The organism is Alcanivorax jadensis T9, from assembly GCF_000756655.1.
In the GTDB taxonomy this organism is placed as follows: domain Bacteria; phylum Pseudomonadota; class Gammaproteobacteria; order Pseudomonadales; family Alcanivoracaceae; genus Alcanivorax; species Alcanivorax jadensis.
The window spans coordinates 23,762-41,091 of sequence record NZ_ARXU01000007.1; the positions used below are offsets into that span (position 1 = coordinate 23,762).

Annotated in this window: 18 protein-coding genes and 1 other RNA gene; 8 read left to right on the forward strand and 11 right to left on the reverse strand. The window is 58.4% G+C overall.

Annotation, left to right across the window (positions count from 1 at the left end; translation table 11 throughout):
* Positions 1-130: 130 nt before the first annotated feature.
* The 3 genes from T9A_RS10240 to rsmI all read right to left on the reverse strand — a co-directional run bounded on the left by T9A_RS10240 (position 131) and on the right by rsmI (position 2,495).
* Entirely contained in the window at positions 131-937 is an 807-nt protein-coding gene (locus T9A_RS10240; protein WP_035248030.1) for an oxygen-binding di-iron domain-containing protein, read from the reverse strand.
* A 165-nt stretch (positions 938-1,102) separates the two neighbouring features.
* An RNA gene (gene rnpB / locus T9A_RS16645) (RNase P RNA component class A) lies at positions 1,103-1,468 on the reverse strand.
* Positions 1,469-1,658: 190 nt separating this feature from the next.
* The gene (rsmI, locus tag T9A_RS10245; RefSeq protein ID WP_035248032.1) at positions 1,659-2,495 is read right to left on the reverse strand and encodes a 16S rRNA (cytidine(1402)-2'-O)-methyltransferase; all 837 of its coding nucleotides are present in this window, start codon (positions 2,493-2,495) and stop codon (positions 1,659-1,661) included.
* Between the two features lie 81 nt (positions 2,496-2,576).
* On the opposite strand from rsmI, the gene T9A_RS10250 reads away from it, so the two are divergent.
* From T9A_RS10250 to T9A_RS10265, 4 genes are read left to right on the forward strand one after another with little or no spacing between them, the layout of a single operon-like run.
* Positions 2,577-4,448, forward strand: a complete 1,872-nt coding sequence (locus T9A_RS10250) for a penicillin-binding protein activator (RefSeq protein ID WP_035248035.1) — start codon at positions 2,577-2,579, stop codon at positions 4,446-4,448.
* Entirely contained in the window at positions 4,429-4,806 is a 378-nt protein-coding gene (locus tag T9A_RS10255) for a YraN family protein (RefSeq protein WP_035248037.1), read from the forward strand. Before T9A_RS10250 ends, T9A_RS10255 begins: the two co-directional genes overlap by 20 nt.
* Before the next feature lie 36 nt (positions 4,807-4,842).
* Positions 4,843-5,430 (forward strand): phosphoheptose isomerase, encoded by a 588-nt coding sequence (locus tag T9A_RS10260; protein WP_007150375.1) that lies wholly within the window; start codon positions 4,843-4,845, stop codon positions 5,428-5,430.
* A complete protein-coding gene (locus T9A_RS10265; protein WP_035248038.1) occupies positions 5,431-6,018 on the forward strand; it encodes a BON domain-containing protein in 588 nt (195 codons plus the stop codon).
* A 481-nt stretch (positions 6,019-6,499) separates the two neighbouring features.
* Here T9A_RS10265 and T9A_RS10270 read toward each other — a convergent pair whose 3' ends face one another.
* The 7 genes from T9A_RS10270 to rplM all read right to left on the reverse strand — a co-directional run bounded on the left by T9A_RS10270 (position 6,500) and on the right by rplM (position 11,203).
* The gene (locus tag T9A_RS10270; protein ID WP_035248041.1) at positions 6,500-6,898 is read right to left on the reverse strand and encodes a ClpXP protease specificity-enhancing factor; all 399 of its coding nucleotides are present in this window, start codon (positions 6,896-6,898) and stop codon (positions 6,500-6,502) included.
* Between the two features lie 2 nt (positions 6,899-6,900).
* Positions 6,901-7,539, reverse strand: a complete 639-nt coding sequence (gene sspA / locus T9A_RS10275; RefSeq protein ID WP_035248043.1) for a stringent starvation protein SspA — start codon at positions 7,537-7,539, stop codon at positions 6,901-6,903.
* A 92-nt stretch (positions 7,540-7,631) separates the two neighbouring features.
* Positions 7,632-8,288, reverse strand: a complete 657-nt coding sequence (locus tag T9A_RS10280) for a cytochrome c1 (RefSeq protein WP_035248045.1) — start codon at positions 8,286-8,288, stop codon at positions 7,632-7,634.
* The gene (locus tag T9A_RS10285) at positions 8,288-9,571 is read right to left on the reverse strand and encodes a cytochrome b (protein ID WP_084573472.1); all 1,284 of its coding nucleotides are present in this window, start codon (positions 9,569-9,571) and stop codon (positions 8,288-8,290) included. The genes T9A_RS10280 and T9A_RS10285 overlap by 1 nt, the downstream gene beginning before the upstream one ends.
* Entirely contained in the window at positions 9,568-10,155 is a 588-nt protein-coding gene (gene petA / locus T9A_RS10290) for a ubiquinol-cytochrome c reductase iron-sulfur subunit (RefSeq protein WP_035248047.1), read from the reverse strand. The genes T9A_RS10285 and petA overlap by 4 nt, the downstream gene beginning before the upstream one ends.
* Positions 10,156-10,367: 212 nt before the next feature.
* Positions 10,368-10,763, reverse strand: coding sequence for a 30S ribosomal protein S9 (gene rpsI / locus T9A_RS10295; RefSeq protein WP_035248049.1), 396 nt, complete (start codon positions 10,761-10,763; stop codon positions 10,368-10,370).
* Between the two features lie 11 nt (positions 10,764-10,774).
* Positions 10,775-11,203 carry a 50S ribosomal protein L13 gene (gene rplM / locus T9A_RS10300; protein WP_035248051.1) on the reverse strand — a complete coding sequence of 143 codons (429 nt, stop codon included), beginning with the start codon at positions 11,201-11,203 and terminating at the stop codon, positions 10,775-10,777.
* A 246-nt stretch (positions 11,204-11,449) separates the two neighbouring features.
* Between rplM and T9A_RS10305 the strand changes: the two genes are divergently transcribed.
* The 4 genes from T9A_RS10305 to T9A_RS10320 all read left to right on the forward strand — a co-directional run bounded on the left by T9A_RS10305 (position 11,450) and on the right by T9A_RS10320 (position 15,857).
* Positions 11,450-12,487 (forward strand): aldo/keto reductase, encoded by a 1,038-nt coding sequence (locus tag T9A_RS10305; protein ID WP_035248053.1) that lies wholly within the window; start codon positions 11,450-11,452, stop codon positions 12,485-12,487.
* 395 nt (positions 12,488-12,882) lie between these two features.
* Positions 12,883-13,494, forward strand: a complete 612-nt coding sequence (locus T9A_RS10310) for a TetR/AcrR family transcriptional regulator (protein ID WP_035248055.1) — start codon at positions 12,883-12,885, stop codon at positions 13,492-13,494.
* Positions 13,491-15,116 (forward strand): phytoene desaturase family protein, encoded by a 1,626-nt coding sequence (locus tag T9A_RS10315; protein WP_035248057.1) that lies wholly within the window; start codon positions 13,491-13,493, stop codon positions 15,114-15,116. The genes T9A_RS10310 and T9A_RS10315 overlap by 4 nt, the downstream gene beginning before the upstream one ends.
* A 3-nt stretch (positions 15,117-15,119) precedes the next feature.
* Positions 15,120-15,857 carry an SGNH/GDSL hydrolase family protein gene (locus T9A_RS10320; RefSeq protein ID WP_052042804.1) on the forward strand — a complete coding sequence of 246 codons (738 nt, stop codon included), beginning with the start codon at positions 15,120-15,122 and terminating at the stop codon, positions 15,855-15,857.
* 175 nt (positions 15,858-16,032) lie between these two features.
* Here the strand turns inward: T9A_RS10320 and T9A_RS10325 are convergent, their stop codons facing one another.
* Positions 16,033-17,322, reverse strand: coding sequence for an OmpP1/FadL family transporter (locus tag T9A_RS10325; RefSeq protein ID WP_035248059.1), 1,290 nt, complete (start codon positions 17,320-17,322; stop codon positions 16,033-16,035).
* Between the last annotated feature and the right edge of the window lie 8 nt (positions 17,323-17,330).

A 17,330-nucleotide genomic window follows, 5' to 3' on the forward strand; every position in this document is an offset into this window, starting at 1 on the left:
AGCTGTGTCACACGGAATGGACGAAGAGACGAACGGAGGGAGTTTCGAGACGAATCAGAGCGCTGGAACGTGCAGGTGAGAAAGCACTTTAAGTGTTAGACGGATTAGTTATTACTAACTTTTTTTATATTCACTTATTAAAGGTTAAGCTTTGTTCGGACACGGGCAAGCGATAGGATTGGCTATCCAGCAGGTCCACGCCGCACTCGAGCGCCGCCAACCAGTCAAGGAAATGCCCCACCTGCTCCCCCACAAAGTAGCCACCATGCTGGGGAACGATCATACGCGGCGCCAGCTTGCGCACCATGGCCACCCACAGTCGACAGGCCCGGTTGCTGGCCATATAACGGCGATGAAACCCCGTCATGCTGTGCAGGTGGTCGGCAAAGTTTTCCACCTGCCCTTCCTCGCCCCCCAGAGACGCACCAATATCGCCGGAAAACAGGATGCCGCTGAGCGGATCGTAGAAGCTGAAATTACCCACCGAGTGCAGGAAATGCGCAGGCAACACCCAGATCTCGGTATCAGCAAACGGCAGCACCTTGCCCTCGTCCGCCACACCCTGGATACGCGACTGTAGTTGCTCGCCCATTTTGCCAGTCACATAGGAGGAAGCCAGATGAGGCAGAAACCGGGACCACAACCTGCTCACTACCACCTGGCTGCGCGTGTGCATCAGCCAGCGCGGCAGGGACGCGATAATATCCGGGTCCTGATGTGATGCCAGAATATAGTCCAGACCATCCAGACTGATTCGGCGACTCAAGGCAATGGTTAGCGGGGTGTAGGTCAGATCCCCACCCGGATCAATCAGCGCAGCACGGTCCCCGTGGCGAATGCAGAACTGGTTGGCCTGCACTCCCTCCCCGACAACCAGATCGGAAAAGCGCAGCACTTCGTGATTATTGTCGAGATAGAGGGTATCGGTCTGCGCCATGTCGGACTCCTGCCAGATTGTAAGCCCGGCAATTCTGACGACATCGCATCACTGGATAATGACTCAGATCAAGAAGAGGAAGCGTTTTGGGGCGAGAGCGACGAGTCACGAAAGGCAAACCCCGGTTCGGGTATTCGCTTCTCGCAACTCGCATCTCATACTGAAAAGGTGGACCGGTCGATAAGCCGGGTTCTGTCGTGGACAGTCATTCATCTGGGGCTTGCGTCGCCACAAACCTCTAGCAACCTACCCGGATCCAGCGCGGGCCACGCCAACGGATCCCTATTTGGTCTTGCTCCGGGTGGGGTTTACCCTGCCACCACTGTTGCCAGCGGCGCGGTGCGCTCTTACCGCACCTTTTCACCCTTACCGGTTCCTTCCAAAGGAGGGAACAGGCGGTATCTTCTCTGTGGCACTAGCCGTAGCCACACCGTCACCAGTGTAGCCCCCAGGCGTTACCTGGCACCCTGCCCTGTGGAGCCCGGACTTTCCTCCAGCGGCTACGCCGCCAGCGACTGTCTGACCGATCCGGGGCGGAGTTTAGGGGACGGCAATGAAAAACACCAATTGATAATTGAGAATGGATAATTGATAACTTGCGGAACAGGGCGCCAAGTCCAGAAACGCAAGAGGCCGCGTCCAAACGATTGGTCGCGGCCTCTTGCGTTCAAAGACAGCAAAGCGCCAGTCCGCGTCGTTATTAATTATCCATTCTCAATTATCAATTTTCTTTCCCCATCCCTTCCAACAGCGCATACACCGCCTGCCGCTTCAGCCCGGTGTGGGCGGCCATGATTTTCGCCACCCGGGATACCGGCAGTTCCGCGAGCAGGGATTTTGCCAGGGCCTGATCCTGCTCGCTCCAGTCTGCGGTTTGTGCGGCGGGCGACAGCACCAGCACCAACTCGCCGCGTTGCTGGTTGCGATCTGATGCCACCCAGTCACAAATATCAGCCACGGTTCCCATGCGAATCGTCTCAAATTGCTTGGTCAGCTCACGACAAAGCGAGATTTCACGATCTTTTTCAACTGACGCTTTCAGCGCCTCCAGGAAAGAGAGCACCCGGTGAGGAGCTTCGTAGATAATACTTGTGACTGACAGCTTGGCCAGGCGCTCGATGGCCTGCTGGCGAGGCGCTCCCTTGGCCGGCACAAAACCCTCAAAAAGAAAACGATCAGATGGCTGCCCCGCCGCCGCCAACGCTGCCAACAGTGCCGACGCACCGGGAATCGGCACCACCCGTACATCAGCCTGGTGGCAGGCGCGCACCAGACGATAGCCGGGATCACTGACCAGCGGCGTGCCCGCATCACTGATCAAGGCACCCTGCTCACCTGACTGCAAACGAGCCACCAACTCTTCGCTGCGCGCACTTTCGTTGTGGTCATGACAACTAATCAACCGACTGCGGATTCCCAACTGTTCCAGCATGCGCTGACTATGCCGGGTATCCTCCGCCGCCACCCAGTCCACCTCCCCCAGTACCGCTATCGCCCGACGACTGATGTCATCCAGATTTCCGATCGGTGTACTGACAATATACAAAGTTCCACTCATATCTGTGCACGACTCAACTGGTGGGGCTCCAATGAAGCGCCTACAATAGCGGCTTCATTCTGGTAATACGAACGTCTCGCCATGGAATTCAGAAAGGCCCGTTTGGCAGCCCTGCTTGCTGCCGCAGTCATCGCCGGCTGTTCTACCACCACTCCTACGCGCACCACGGTTTATGAACAGCCGTCGGCTGCCAAGGTTGGCACCGCTCCCACCGCGCTGTCCGCTGCCCGCAGTCAACTGGCCACCATGAAAACCGATGCACGCATCGGTGCCGCGCTGCAGTGGGCGGAACATTATCTGGATCAGCAGCGACCCGGTGATGCCGGCCAGTTGCTCGCCGATCTGAATCCTCAGGCCATGGACAACGAACAACGGTTTACCTGGATACTGCTCAGCGGTCGCGCCCAGCTGGGTGACCAACGACCCGACGACGCGCTGGCCCTGCTGCAACGTCACGAAGATGACATTCTTCAGTATCCCGCCGAGCAACAGGCAGGGCTGGATCTGCTCAAAGCCGACGCCCTGGCAATGAAGGGTGATCTGACCGGCAGCCTGCAACAACGGGTGGCCACACACCCCCTGCTGGAAGATGAAGATCAAGACTATAACCACGGCATGATCTGGCAACTGCTGATGCAACTGTCCAGCTCCGAACTGGCCGATGCCATTGAGGACAGCCGTGGTGATTTACTCGGCTGGCTCACCCTGGCCCAGCTTTACCGGGACCCGATCGCCGATCTCGATGCCCAGGTCAGCCGGCTGAATCAATGGAGCGCCCAGTGGCGCACCCACCCGGCCACCGATGACGTTCCCGATATGCTCGACGCCCTGGAAAAAGCTGTCAGCGAACGCCCCAGCAAGGTTGCCATTCTGCTGCCTGCCACCGGCCCGCTGAAAAATGCCGGCAAGGCACTCCAGGAAGGCATCATGACGGCCTACTATCGGCACAAACAGGACGGCAACCCACCGGTATTGCGCTTCTACGATTCCGGCGGTGACGACATCCTCGCTCTCTACCAGCAGGCCGTTCAGGACGGCGCCGACTTCATCCTCGGGCCGCTGGCCAAGGACAAGGCAGCCACCATTGCCAACCAGGGCACCCTGCCTGTTACCACCCTGGCGCTGAACTATATTGATCAGGGCGAACTGCCAGAGAATTTCTTCCAGTTCGGCCTCGCGCCGGAAGACGAAGCTCGCCAGATAGCCCTGCAAGGTGCTCGCGAAGGCGCAAGCCAGGCCGGCATCCTCTACCCGGAAGGGGAATGGGGTGAACGGGTTGCCCAGGCGTTTGCGCAAGAATGGCAATCCCTCGGTGGTACCGTGACCGTGACTCGTACCTACCAGGAAGGCCCCACTCTGGGCGACACCGTCAAGGAACTGCTGCTGGTGGCGCAGAGCCAGAGCCGCGGCCAGGCAGTGAGCCGCTTCACCAGCCTGGACATGGATATCCAGCCACGTCGTCGCCAGGATATGGGCTTCCTGTTTCTGCTCGCCAATCCCAACCAGGGACGCCAGGTCAAACCGGCGCTGAATTTCCACTACGCCAAGGATCTGCCGGTCTACTCCACGGCCCTGGTTCACAGCGGCGAATCCAACCCGAGGCGCGACCAGGACCTGAACGGGGTACGCTTTGTGGACATGCCCTGGATGCTCAGCAACGAAGACTCTCAGCTACGCCGAATGAGCAACGAGCAATGGCCCGAAGGCCACGGCCGCTACGAGCGTCTGTTTGCCATGGGCATTGATGCCTATCGATTGCAAAGCCGTGTTTTCCTGCTAAGCACCCTGCCCTCCAGTGAACTGCCCGGAGTCACCGGCCGCCTGAGCATGAAACAGCAACGTATCGTGCGCGAACTGAACTGGGGCGTCTTTATCAATGGCGAGGCACGCGCCCTGCCCAAGGTAGCCGAACCTGCAAACAACAGCAGAACCCGTGAAATTACCGCGCAGTAACAAAAATTCCGGTGGCGAAGCGGAAAAACAGGCTGCACACTGGCTCACGCAGCAGGGACTAGAGGTTGTGGCCCGCAATTTCCGCTGCCGGCAAGGTGAAATCGACCTGATTATGCAGGACGGCAACACCCTGGTGTTCACGGAAGTGCGCTGGCGCAGCTACCGAAGTCATGGCGGTGCACTGGCTTCCGTGGATCACCACAAACAACGCCGGCTGATCCTGGCGGCCCAGCATTACCTGGCCCGTCACCCGCAATACCATGATCGCCCCTGCCGCTTTGATGTACTGGGAATGGAACCGGACAACAACGACACTGTCCGTTATCAGTGGATACAAAACGCGTTCTACAGCGAATAGCCCCAATAATCGAACGCGCAGAACAATGAGGTAATTATGAGCGTGGACCGTATCCGGCAATTATTTGCCGAAAGCATCGAAACCAAAGCCAAGGCCGGCGAAGTACTGCCCACCGTCATCGAGGCGGCCGGTCAGGCCATGGTGGAATGCCTGCTCAACGGCGGCAAGATCCTCACCTGTGGTAACGGCGGCTCCGCCGGCGATGCCCAGCATTTTTCTTCCGAGCTGCTCAATCGCTTCGAAATGGAGCGTCCTGCATTGCCCGCGATCGCGTTGACCACGGACTCCTCCACACTCACCTCCATCGCCAACGATTACAGCTATAACGAAATCTTCTCCAAACAGGTGCGCGCCCTGGGCGGCAGCGGCGACATCCTGCTGGCCATTTCCACCAGCGGTAACTCCGCCAACGTGATACAGGCCATACAGGCCGCCCACGACCGGGAAATGCGCGTTGTCGCCATGACCGGCAAGGAAGGCGGCGAAATGGTCAACCTGTATGGCCCCAACGACATCGAGATCCGGGTGCCCGCCACCTCCACCGCCCGCATTCAGGAAGTTCACCTGCTGGTGATTCACTCCCTGTGCGATTACATCGACCAGCAACTCTTTGGAGGCCAGTAAATGGCCGCACGCTTCACCCGTTTGAGCAGCATTCTGACTCTGTTCTTGATGCTTGTTACCAGCACCGGTTGTGTCTCCCTGTCCAAGGGCATGTCCGATGATCCGGTCGACCAAAATCACGGCAAACGCACCTTTGGGGCCTTTGTCGAGGACGGCAATATTGAACGCAAGGTCGCAGTGAATCTGGCCCGGGCCAGTGCCGAGCTGGACGAGTCACGCATTGTGACGGTGAGCTACAACGGCAACGTCCTGCTTGCCGGCCAGGTAGCCAGCGAAGACCTGAAGACTCAGGCCGGAAATATCGCCGAGAAGGTTCGTCATGTCCGCCATGTGCACAACGAACTGCAGGTGGTGGGGTCCAACTCCTTTCTGGCACGGACCAATGACACCTGGCTGACCAGCAAGGTCAAAAGCCGACTACTGATCAACGGCGATGCACCCGGCTGGCGCACCAAAGTGGTAACAGAAAACGGTGTAGTCTACTTGATGGGCCTGCTGACCCACGCAGAGGCTACTGCGGTCGTCGAACAGGTGCAGAAAGTCTACGGTGTGCAGAAGATCGTGAAGATTATCGAGTATATCGACTAAAGAGCAGCTGCAAGCGACAAGCTTCAAGCCGCAACACGAAGAAAGGCCCTCCCCAACCGGAACGCCGAGCCCGCGCTGCCCCCCCAAAAAAAACCGCGCCCGAAGGGTGCGGTTTTTTTGTAGCTCGTAGCTCGTAGCTCGTAGCTCGTAGCTCGTAGCTCGTAGCTCGTAGCTCGTAGCTCGTAGCTCGTAGCTCGTAGCTCGTAGCTCGTAGCTCGTAGCTCGTAGCTCGTAGCTCGTAGCTCGTAGCTCGTAGCTCGTAGCTCGTAGCTCGTAGCTCGTAGCTCGTAGCTCGTAGCTCGTAGCTCGTAGCTCGTAGCTCGTAGCTCGTAGCTCGTAGCTCGTAGCTCGTAGCTCGTAGCTCGTAGCTCGTAGCTCGTAGCTCGTAGCTCGTAGCTCGTAGCTCGTAGCTCGTAGCTCGTAGCTCGTAGCTCGTAGCTCGTAGCTCGTAGCTAAAAAAAACCGGCTTTCGCCGGTTTTTTTACTTCACCACTTTCAAATGGCTGACCTTTCCCTTGCTGTCGTCCTTTTCCGGTTCCGGGGGCGGCGGCTCGGGAGGCGTCTCAGCCGGATCGAAGGCCATACCCTGGCCGTTTTCACGGGCAAAGACCGCTACCACCGCGTTCACCGGCACCCGGATAGTCATGGGCATGCCGCCGAAACGAGCAGAGAACGTAATCTCGTCATTGCCGGCAATAAACTGCGTCACTGCCCTAGGCGCAATATTCAGGACGATCTGACCGTCCTGAACAAAGTCCTGAGGCACTTCCACACCGGGATAGGAGGTATTCACCGCCAGGTGGGTGGTCAGGCCGTTATCACAGATCCACTCGTGGATCGCCCGTATCAGATACGGGCGATTGGGGGACATATCAGACATGATTACAGCGGGTTGCGCAGTTCGCGCTCGGCATCGGTCAGGCTGGCCTGGAAGGCATCACGATCGAACAGACGCTCGGCATAATCCAGCAACGGCTTGACCTGCTTGGCCGGCAGCTCGATACCCAGGGCCGGCAACCGCCACAGGATGGGGCCAACCACACAGTCCACCAGAGTGAACTCTTCGCTCATGAAGTACGGCAGCTCGCTGAAGATCGGCGCAGTGGCAATGATCGCTTCGCGCAGTTCCTTGCGACGCTTGTTGAGGCTGGCCTCTTTTTCTTCACCGGCCAGAATCGCATCAACGTGGCCACACCAGTCACGCTCGACCCGATGGATCAGCAGACGGCTGTGGGCACGGGCTACCGGGTAAACCGGCAGCAACGGCGGATGCGGGAAACGCTCATCCAGGTATTCCATGATGACCGTGGACTGATACAGGGTCAGTTCACGGTCCACCAGGGTAGGCACTTCGTTGTAAGGGTTCAGCGACGCCAGATCTTCCGGCTTGCTGTTATTGTCCACATCAACGATATCGACTGTGACCCCTTTTTCCGCCAGCACGATACGTACGCGATGGCTGTAATGATCTTCCGGGGAAGAAAAGAAAGTCATTGAAGAACGCTTGGTCACCACACCCATGGTCGAATCATCTCCGCACAAATAGCTATAACAGAAACAGGGTAACCGCTTACACGGATACCCTGTTCAACGCTGAAAAGGGGCACTAATCGTTAGTGCACGTCTTTCCAGTATTCCTTCTTGAGCAGGTATGCCGGGACAAGCAGAATGCCCAGGAACACCAATACATACACACCCAGACGCTCACGCAGGGGACGAACCGGCTCCGCGGTGTAAGCCAGGAAATTGGTAAGATCACCCATCTCCTGCTTGAACTCCTCTTCGCTCAGCTCTTCTTCCAGGCTTGCCATCACATGGGGCATGCCCACGTTCTCGAACACCCGGTTGTTGTAACCGAAGGGACGAGACTCGTCTTCGTAGAAGTTGATCAGGTAGGAATACACCCAATCCTCTGAACGATAACGGGTCACCATGGTGAGATCCGGCGGTGCATTGCCGAACCAAGCCTTGGCATCTTCCGATGCCATGGCTGTACGCATCTGATCACCCACCTTGTCGGTGGTGAAATTCAGTTTTTCCTGCACCAGCTCTTCCGGAATTTCCAGATCTTCAGCCAGTCGGCTGTAGCGCTGATACTGCAGACCATGACAGCCCATGCAGTAGTTTACAAACAGCTTGGCGCCATTCTGCAGGCTCACTTTATCCTGCAGATTGACCGGTGCCGGTACTTCATACTCACTCTTGCCACCACCGGCCGCGAAGGCGACCAACGGCAGGCAGCTGAAAAGAACGACCGCTAATTTCTTCATCAGTGACCCCCCGTTACCCGTTCCGGAACCGGCTTGGATTTTTCGAATTTGTGAACAAACGGCATGATCAACAGGAAATAGCTGAAGTAATAGATCGTACCGAACTGAGCCATCATGGTCTTAGCAGGAGTCGCCGGCTGAGTACCAAAATAACCCAGCATCAGGAAGTCCAACACGAAGATCGTCATGAACAGCTTGCTCAACCAGCCACGATAGCGGATGGAGCGAACCGGGTGGCGATCCAGCCAGGGGATCACGAACAGGATCACGATAGCACCACCCATAGCCACCAGGCCCCAGGCCTTGGCAGGCATGATGATATCCAAGGTCGCGGCACGCAACATCGCGTAGTAAGGACCGTAATACCATACCGGTGCAATATGATCCGGCGTCTTCAGCGGGTTAGCCGGCTCGAAATTCGGCTTCTCCAGCAGGTAGCCACCGCCATCCGGGAAGAAGAAGATCACCACGGCAAAGATCATCAGGAACACGATCACGCCGGGCAGGTCCTTCACGGTGTAGTAGGGGTGGAACGGAATGCCATCTACCGGGATACCGTTTTCGTCCTTGTTCTGCTTGATTTCCACGCCATCCGGGTTGTTGGAGCCCACTTCGTGGAGCGCCAGGATGTGCAGTACCACCAGAGCCAGCAGAACGATGGGAATCGCCACCACGTGCAGGGCAAAGAACTTGTTCACCGTCGCAGTGGACAGCAGATAGTCACCACGTACCCAGGTCGTCAGGCCTTCACCGATTTCCTTCGCTTCAGCGGCATCGATAAACGGCAACAGATCAAAGGGAATAGCACCGGCCAGGGAAATAATCACCTGGGCGCCCCAATAGGACATGTTGCCCCAGGGCAGCACATAGCCGAGGAAACCTTCCGCCATCAGCGCCAGGTAGATCAGCATACCGAAGATCCACACCAGTTCCCGCGGCGGCTTGTAGGAGCCGTACATCAAACCACGGAACATGTGGATATAGACCACCGCGAAGAAGGCGGACGCCCCTACCGCGTGCATGTAACGGATCAACCAGCCCCACTCCACATCACGCATGATGTATTCCACCGAGGCAAAACCTTCGCTGGGGGAGTAGAACATGGTCAGCCAGATACCGGTGAGCAGCTGGTTGATCAGGACCACCAGCGACAGCACACCGAAGTAGTACCAGAAGTTGAAGTTCTTCGGGGCGTAGTATTCGGACATGTGGCGCTTGTAAGCGTCCACCACGGGCAGACGGGCATCTACCCAGTCGACAACACGATTCACCAATCCCATCATGCCTCGGTCTCCCCTTCTTCAGAACCCACAATGATGACACCTTCACTCAGATAGGAGTGCGGCGGCACCACCAGGTTGGTGGGTGCGGGCACGCCCTTGTAGACGCGACCGGCCAGATCAAACTTGGAACCGTGACAGGGGCAGAAAAAACCACCGTGCTCCAGCTCCACCGTAGGCTCGTCCTCATACAACGGCGAACACCCCAGATGGGTACAGGTGCCAATCAGCACCAGCAGCTCTTTCTTGATAGAGCGCCACTCGTTCTGCGCATAGGCAGGCTGCTGGTCAGCTTCAGACGCAGGGTCACTAAGCTTGTTTTCCAGCTGAGGCAAGGTTTGCAGCATATCGTCGGTACGACGCACCACCCACACGGGCTGGCCTCGCCATTCCTCAACCACACGCTGACCGGGCTCCAGTTTGCCAATATCCACCGTTACCGGCGCACCGGCATTCTTGGCTTTGGCACTGGGTTGCCAGGATTTCACAAAAGGAACAGCCGCGCCAACTGCACCTGCGGCACCAATAGCCGAGGTCAAGCCGATCAAGAAGGTGCGGCGGCTGGTATTAACGCCGTCGTTGCTCATTCAGTTATTCTCCCCTTAGATCCCACGCTCGGGAATAGTCCGAGACTCGAGGTACTACCTCGCGCTCCGGGCGGAGTAAGGCGGCGCAAATGGTAAAGAAAAAGCCCACACCTGACAACCGGTTATTCCCCGGCCAGAGTCGCTAAACGCCTGATTTGAACACAAAAAAGCCCAGCATTGCTGGGCTTTTTTGTGAACAGCTGTTGTAAAGCTTAACGCTTGGAGAACTGCGGGCGACGACGCGCCTTGCGCAGACCCACTTTTTTACGCTCAACTTCACGCGCATCACGGGTCACGTAACCGGCACGACGCAGCTGACCACGCAGCTCACCATCGTACTCCATCAGCGCACGGGTGATGCCGTGACGGATGGCGCCAGCCTGACCGTTGTTGCCGCCACCGCTTACGGTAACCAGCACATCAAACTTGTCGGTCACTTCGATCAGTTCCAGCGGCTGACGAACTACCATCTGGTTGGTTTTACGACCGAAGTAAACATCCAGCGGGCGGCCATTAACAGAAATCTTGCCGCTACCCGGACGCAGAAAAACGCGAGCGGAAGAGGTCTTGCGGCGACCGGTTCCGTAGTTGGTTTCTACAGTTGCCATCAATAAACCCCTTAAATTTCCAGCTGCTGCGGCTGCTGAGCGGTGTGCGGATGCTCAGTACCGGCGTAAACTTTCAGTTTGCGGAACATGGCGCGACCCAGAGGGTTACGCGGCAGCATGCCCTTCACCGCCTTCTCAATGATCATTTCAGGCTTTTCGGCCTGCAGAGTGGAGAAGTTGGCTTCTTTCAGGCCACCCGGGTAACCGGTGTGACGGTAGTACATCTTGTCATTTGCCTTGTTACCGGTAACGGCCACTTTATCGGCATTGACTACGACGATGTAATCACCGGTATCGACGTGTGGAGTAAACTCCGGCTTGTGTTTACCGCGCAGACGGCTGGCGACTTCGGTCGCCAACCGACCCAGCGTTTTGCCGGAGGCGTCTACCACATACCAGTCGCGCTTTACGCTTTCCGGTTTTGCGCTGTAGGTCTTCATGGAATTCTGCCCTAAATTCAATATGTTACGGGTAGCAAACACCCGCCGGCGTCAGTTCCGCCGGGCAAGAGAGCGCGAATTCTACCCAAGCCCCCCAAAGAACACAAGCGGTTCGGGGGCTTTTGTTGTCATGTCGTTTACTGCCTGGCTGCAGGTCAGTTCCCACCATTGTGCCGCAACAGGCAGCATGATGAGATTGGCGCCTATTCTACCCGTGCCTACCGGCCCCTTTGCAAGGAGTACACCATGGAATACCGCCGTATTGGACGCACTGACCTGAAAATCAGCAGCCTGTGCCTGGGCACCATGACCTGGGGAAGCCAGAATACGGCGGAGGAAGGCCATGCCCAGATGGATATGGCCCTGGACCACGGCATCAATTTTTTTGATACCGCCGAGATGTACGCGGTGCCAGCCAGCCCGGACACCTCATTCCGTACGGAAACCATCATTGGCGAATGGTTCGCCCGCACCGGCAACCGTAACAAGGTGATCCTGGCCACCAAGGCCGCCGGTCCCGGCGACTATGTAAAGCATATACGCGGCGGCCCGCGATTCGACCGCCACAGCCTGCAGGGGGCCGTGGAAGGCAGCCTCAAGCGCCTGCAGACCGATGTCATCGACCTTTATCAGCTGCACTGGCCGGAGCGCACCACCAACTACTTTGGCCGCCTGGGTTACAAGCATCGCGACGGGGAAGACGGCATCGCCATCAGCGACACCGTGGCTGCGCTCAAGGAACTGGTGGATGCCGGCAAAATCCGCCACTGGGGCCTGTCCAACGAAACCCCCTGGGGCACCATGAGCTTTCTTCGCGAAGCCGAGAAGATCGGCCTGGCACCGCCGGCCAGCATCCAGAACCCCTACTCCCTGCTTAACCGCAGCTTTGAAGTGGGCCTGGCGGAAATCGCCCATCGCGAGCACGTCGATCTGCTGGCCTACTCGCCCCTGGCCTTCGGCATGCTGACCGGCAAATACCGCAACAACCAGTGGCCCAAAGGTGCCCGGCTGACAGAGGTGAAACAGTTCAGCCGCTACACCAACGACCAGGCCAGTGCTGCCACCGAGGCCTACTGCCAACTGGCAGAGGAACGCGGCCTGAGCCCGACCCAACTGGCATTGCAGTTCGTCACTACCCGCCCCTTTGTGGCCAGCAATATCATCGGCGCCACCAGCCTTTCCCAGCTGGAGGAAAACCTGAAGAGCGTGGACCTGCCCTGGGACCGGGACCTGGAAAAGGCCCTGGAGGCCATCCACACCCGTTTCCCCTACCCGGCGCCCTGACATCAACAGCTCGCCGCGCCCAATGCCCGGGCGCGGTGCGTCACAGCTGAAGGCCTCAATACACCTCCGCCTCGACGGTAGGAGTTCCCATCCTGGGGACGAACCGAGCGCAGCGAGGCGACAGCGGTTTCAAAAACCCTGTTCTTCCTGAAACCTGTCTAGCGCTGACATCCCTGATCGCCCGCGGGCGATTTCCACGCTGGCGCGTGGTTCGCGCCTCCAGAGGTGTTATTCGCTTCGCTCACCCTTCGGGCCGCACGGAAATACGTGCGTTACTCCGCTACGCTCCGCTCCTACAGCAGCTCCGGAGCCACCAAGCGACCCGCATAGAACCGTTGACGATACAGTCTTGCTCATGCAATGTTAACGGCGTTAACTTCAGCAAATGAGAAATCATGGCACGCACGGCATACCACCACGGCGACCTTTACCAGCAGGCCCATGAGCAGGCCCTGGCCATTGTTCGTGAGCAGGGCGACAGCGCTATCAGCCTGCGCGCCCTGGCCAGGCAGATCGGCGTTAGCACGCCGGCGTTGTATCGCCACTATGCCGACCGGGAAAGCCTGCTGGCCGAACTGGCGATCAGCGGTTTCCAGACCCTGCGTCAGCATTTGCTGGCCGTGGACCAGCAAGACAGCCGCAGCGCCCTGATCGGCATCGGCCTGGCCTACGTAGCCTTCGCCCGGGAGGAGCCCAACCTGTACCGACTCATGTTCGGCGGGCGAGTGTTGCCGCGTGGCGCCCACCCGCGACTGGATCAGGCCGGGCTGGCGGCATTCCAGGTACTGGAAGACACCGTGGCAAACGGCCAGCAAAGGGGTTACCTGAAAGCTGCGCCCCTGGCCCTGCTGACCGCCGCCGCCTGGTCCCTGGTGCACGGACTGTCGCAACTGACCATCGACGGCCACCTTCCCGGCCATGACAACGAACCGCAACTGGCAGCGGGCATCACCGCCCTGCTGCTGGACGGCAGCATTGAACGTTCCAACAAGGAGCCCACCCCATGAGCAGCCCCACACCGAGCACCCTGCGCGTTGGCCGACGTTATCGGGCCAATCGCCTCGATGGCCCCTATGACGCCATCATCATCGGCTCCGGTATCGGCGGCCTGACCGCCGCCGCTTGTCTGAGCAAAATGGGCAAGAAGGTGATTGTGCTGGAGCAGCACTATACCGCCGGCGGTTTCACCCACAGCTATGACCGCAACGGCTACGAATGGGATGTGGGCGTGCACTACATCGGCGATATGGGCGCCAAACACACTCTGGCCCGCCGCCTGTTCGATTACGTCACCGACAGCAAACTGCAATGGGCGGCCATGGACGATCACTACGACCGCCTGTTCATCGGCAATCGCCAGATCGATCTGGTCGCCGGGCCCGAGGCCTTTGCCAACGAACTGAAAACCCAGTTTCCCGGCGAAGAGCAGGCCATCGACAGCTATCTGGATTACCTCTCCCAGGTGGCCAAGGCCATGCCCGGGGTGACGCTGGCCAAGATACTGCCGAACCTGCTGGCCCGGCCGTTCCGGCATCTTGCTCGCCGCAAGGCTCCCGACTTTCTCAATCGCACCACCCGGGAAGTACTGGAAACCCTCACCGGCAACCAGGAATTGATTGCCGCCCTCACCGGCCAATGGGGCGACAATGGTCTGGTGCCCGATGACTCCAGCTTTATCATCCACGCACTGATCGCCCGGCATTACCTCTACGGTGGCTACTACCCGGTGGGCGGCGCCTCGGAAATGGCCAAGACCATTATTCCGGTGATCCAGCAAGGTGGTGGCGAAGTCTTCACCTATGCAGACGTGAAGGAAATCCTGATCGACAATGGCAAGGCGGTGGGCGTGCGCATGGCCGACGGCCAGGCCATCCACGCCCCCGCCGTGATCAGCAACGCCGGCGTTTTCAACACCTTTGGGCCATTGCTGCCGGAGAGCGCTCCTCACAAAGCCTTCTATCAAAACAAACTGGGGCAGGTGCAACGCTCCATGGCCAGCGTCTGCCTGTATATCGGCCTGCAGGACACCGCGGAAAACCTGAAGCTGCCGAAAACCAACTTCTGGATTTACCCGGGCGCGGATTACCGCGGTCAGGTTGAGAGTTTTCTCGCCGCCCCGGACAGCCACGATATTCCGCTCACCTATATTTCCTTTCCCTCCGCCAAGGACCCCAGCTTCACAGAGCGCTACCCGGGCCGGGCCACCATCGAGATCGTGGCCCCGGGGCCATTCGAGTGGTATCAGGACTGGGCGGACCAACCCTGGGGGAAACGCGGCGAGGATTACGAGGCGAAGAAGGAAGCCTATGCCCAGCGCCTGCTGGAAAAGCTCTATGAGAAAATGCCGCACCTGCGTGGCAAGGTGGATTACTACGAACTGTCCACGCCACTGTCCACGGACTATTTCTGCCGCTACAGCACAGGCGAAATCTACGGGCTGGACCACACGCCACAACGGTTTGAACAGGACTGGCTGAAACCCAAGACCCGCCTCCCCGGCCTGTACCTGACCGGCCAGGACATCATGACCTGCGGGGTGGTCGGCGCCATGATCGGCGGCCTGCTGACCACCGTTGCTGTCAGCGGCCTGAAAGGCCTGCCGCTGGCCAAGAAAATGTTTGTGGGATAGCCCATGCACCTGCCCTTCTGGCTCAGCACCGCCCTGCTTGCCCCGCTGCTGGTCTGGCAGGGCAAACGGACCCGCCGTACCACCCCGCGCCTGCCGGAAGCCGGCGGTGCACAACACGGCCAGTACGGTGACGGCGAGCCGACACGGCGACTGCTGGTGATCGGCGAGTCCACCGCTGCGGGGGTGGGCGTGGCGCATCATCAAGATGGCCTGGCCAGCCAACTGGCCCGGCAGCTACAGCAGCAAAGCCTTCACACCATTGGCTGGCACAGCCATGGCATTAACGGTATCCGCCTGCAGGCCCTGCTGGACAACCTGAAAACCATCGAGCTACCGGAGGCGGACGCCATTCTGCTGAGCATGGGAGTCAATGACACCACCGGGCTGACCCCCAGGCGCCGTTACCGTCAACAGTTGCTGGCCCTGAACGCCCGACTGCCAGGCCCCCTGTACCTGCTTAGCGTACCGCCCATGCACCGCTTTACCGCCCTGCCCTCGCCCCTGCGCCAGCTGCTGGGCTGGCGGGCCAGACAACTGGATGCCATCCAGCAGCAACTGGCGCGGGAGCGGCCCGCTGACTTTATCTATCTGAGCTATCCGCCAATGAACGACCCGGCCCTGCTGGCCGAAGACGGCTACCACCCGAGCATCAAGGGGTATCAGGCCATGGCTACCGCGCTGGCGCCGGCCCTGACCGCAACACTGCTGAGATCGAAGGAAACGCAGGGTGGATTAGCCTGAGCGTAATCCACCTTCTCTCGGCAGCCACGGTACGGAATTCAAACATGGAGGATTACGCCTGCGGCTAATTCACCCTACATTGTCGGGAAGGTTTTACCGCCCTTACCCGAGTGCATAGCAAACATAAAAAAAGGCCCTGCAAGCAGGGCCTTTTTTGCTGGAACGTAGCAAGGGATTAGAAGCGGTAGCTAAGCTGCGCGCCAATCACATCCGCATCCAGTTCATAGGTACCTTTCAACTGAGCGCCTTTATCCGCTCGGTTGATATCCGCATCTTCCACAAAGATATGCGCATAACCCACGTCGATGGTCATGTTCTCCACCGGGGTGAAACCAGCGCCCAGAGTAAGCCAAACGCGGTCGGAATCCGGAGAGATCGCCGAGCGATTATCAGTGCCCTGAGTGGATTCTTCCTTCGCCACACCGGCACGCAGCACGGTAGTTTCATTCATGGCATGACGGACGCCAAGGGAGTAGCGCACGGTGTTTTCCCAGTCGAAATTTTCGGTCGGGTTGAACGCAAGCTGATCGCTCTCTACCTCCAACTTGTCCAGGCTGCTCCACTCCATCCATTCAACACCCATCAGGATCTGAGTGCGATCAGAGAGGTCACCCGCATAGGACAGTTGCAGCGATGCCGGCAAATCAATGGAAGCCTCGCCTTCATAGGTTCCAGCCGCGACAACTGGCGCACCTGCCTGGAAATTGGTCAAGTTGGCACCGAGCTGACTGAAAGTGATATCGCCTTCCACGTCATATTCAATTTTGGAACGATAGGCGACACCAAAGTGGTTATTGTCATCCGGGCTGTAAGTCAGCCCAAGATTCCAGCCGTAGCTATCATCATCACCTTCAAGACGAGTCGCGGCGTTGCGAATATCCGCATCCAGTCGCTGGTAACTCAGGCCCAGCCCTACACTCAGAGAGTCAGTCAGCTGAACACCAAGTGACGGATTAATATTATACGTTCTAAGGTCTGATTCTGTTGAGTACAAGTCCCCAGCAGTAATGGGGCCCAGAGGCGTCAGATAACTATTACCCCAGTTTTTCTCGTACTCGATTTTGGTTCCAAACGGCGCATTCACGCCCAAACCGAAAGTCATCATGTCGCTGAGCGGGACAGCCAGGAAAAGACTACCAACGAAAGGCTCCACGTCTTCGAAATCACCAGGTCCAACGCCTGACTGGGGAATCAAACCTGCAAAGCTGCCGTCATTATCAGCTTCGAACGTCGTATCGACCCACACCTGATGAGCTGCAGCAGAAAGCTCTGCCTGCTTCAGCCCTGCCAGGGTAGCCGGGTTGTACCATTGGTTAGAGGCGTTCTCGCTCAGTACACCGGCACCGGCATAGGCGGTACCCAGAGCGGACACGGATTGATAGGACACGGAAAAGCCACTTGCCGCCGCGTGCCCGGCAACCAGGCTCAATGCGGAACCGACAAGAACGGCACCTGTTTTTTTCATGATTTCTC

What these genes read in the sequence shown, in the direction of transcription:
- T9A_RS10305 (WP_035248053.1), top strand. Translation starts at nt 11,450, where the DNA reads ATGGAATACCGCCGTATTGGACGCACTGACCTGAAAATCAGCAGCCTG.
- T9A_RS10265 (WP_035248038.1), top strand. Translation starts at nt 5,431, where the DNA reads ATGGCCGCACGCTTCACCCGTTTGAGCAGCATTCTGACTCTGTTCTTG.
- sspA (WP_035248043.1), bottom strand. Translation starts at nt 7,539, where the DNA reads ATGGGTGTGGTGACCAAGCGTTCTTCAATGACTTTCTTTTCTTCCCCG.
- rplM (WP_035248051.1), bottom strand. Translation starts at nt 11,203, where the DNA reads ATGAAGACCTACAGCGCAAAACCGGAAAGCGTAAAGCGCGACTGGTAT.
- T9A_RS10260 (WP_007150375.1), top strand. Translation starts at nt 4,843, where the DNA reads ATGAGCGTGGACCGTATCCGGCAATTATTTGCCGAAAGCATCGAAACC.
- T9A_RS10320 (WP_052042804.1), top strand. Translation starts at nt 15,120, where the DNA reads ATGCACCTGCCCTTCTGGCTCAGCACCGCCCTGCTTGCCCCGCTGCTG.
- T9A_RS10280 (WP_035248045.1), bottom strand. Translation starts at nt 8,288, where the DNA reads ATGAAGAAATTAGCGGTCGTTCTTTTCAGCTGCCTGCCGTTGGTCGCC.
- T9A_RS10285 (WP_084573472.1), bottom strand. Translation starts at nt 9,571, where the DNA reads ATGATGGGATTGGTGAATCGTGTTGTCGACTGGGTAGATGCCCGTCTG.
- T9A_RS10240 (WP_035248030.1), bottom strand. Translation starts at nt 937, where the DNA reads ATGGCGCAGACCGATACCCTCTATCTCGACAATAATCACGAAGTGCTG.
- T9A_RS10315 (WP_035248057.1), top strand. Translation starts at nt 13,491, where the DNA reads ATGAGCAGCCCCACACCGAGCACCCTGCGCGTTGGCCGACGTTATCGG.
- rsmI (WP_035248032.1), bottom strand. Translation starts at nt 2,495, where the DNA reads ATGAGTGGAACTTTGTATATTGTCAGTACACCGATCGGAAATCTGGAT.
- T9A_RS10310 (WP_035248055.1), top strand. Translation starts at nt 12,883, where the DNA reads ATGGCACGCACGGCATACCACCACGGCGACCTTTACCAGCAGGCCCAT.
- T9A_RS10325 (WP_035248059.1), bottom strand. Translation starts at nt 17,322, where the DNA reads ATGAAAAAAACAGGTGCCGTTCTTGTCGGTTCCGCATTGAGCCTGGTT.
- T9A_RS10270 (WP_035248041.1), bottom strand. Translation starts at nt 6,898, where the DNA reads ATGTCTGATATGTCCCCCAATCGCCCGTATCTGATACGGGCGATCCAC.
- petA (WP_035248047.1), bottom strand. Translation starts at nt 10,155, where the DNA reads ATGAGCAACGACGGCGTTAATACCAGCCGCCGCACCTTCTTGATCGGC.
- rpsI (WP_035248049.1), bottom strand. Translation starts at nt 10,763, where the DNA reads ATGGCAACTGTAGAAACCAACTACGGAACCGGTCGCCGCAAGACCTCT.
- T9A_RS10250 (WP_035248035.1), top strand. Translation starts at nt 2,577, where the DNA reads ATGGAATTCAGAAAGGCCCGTTTGGCAGCCCTGCTTGCTGCCGCAGTC.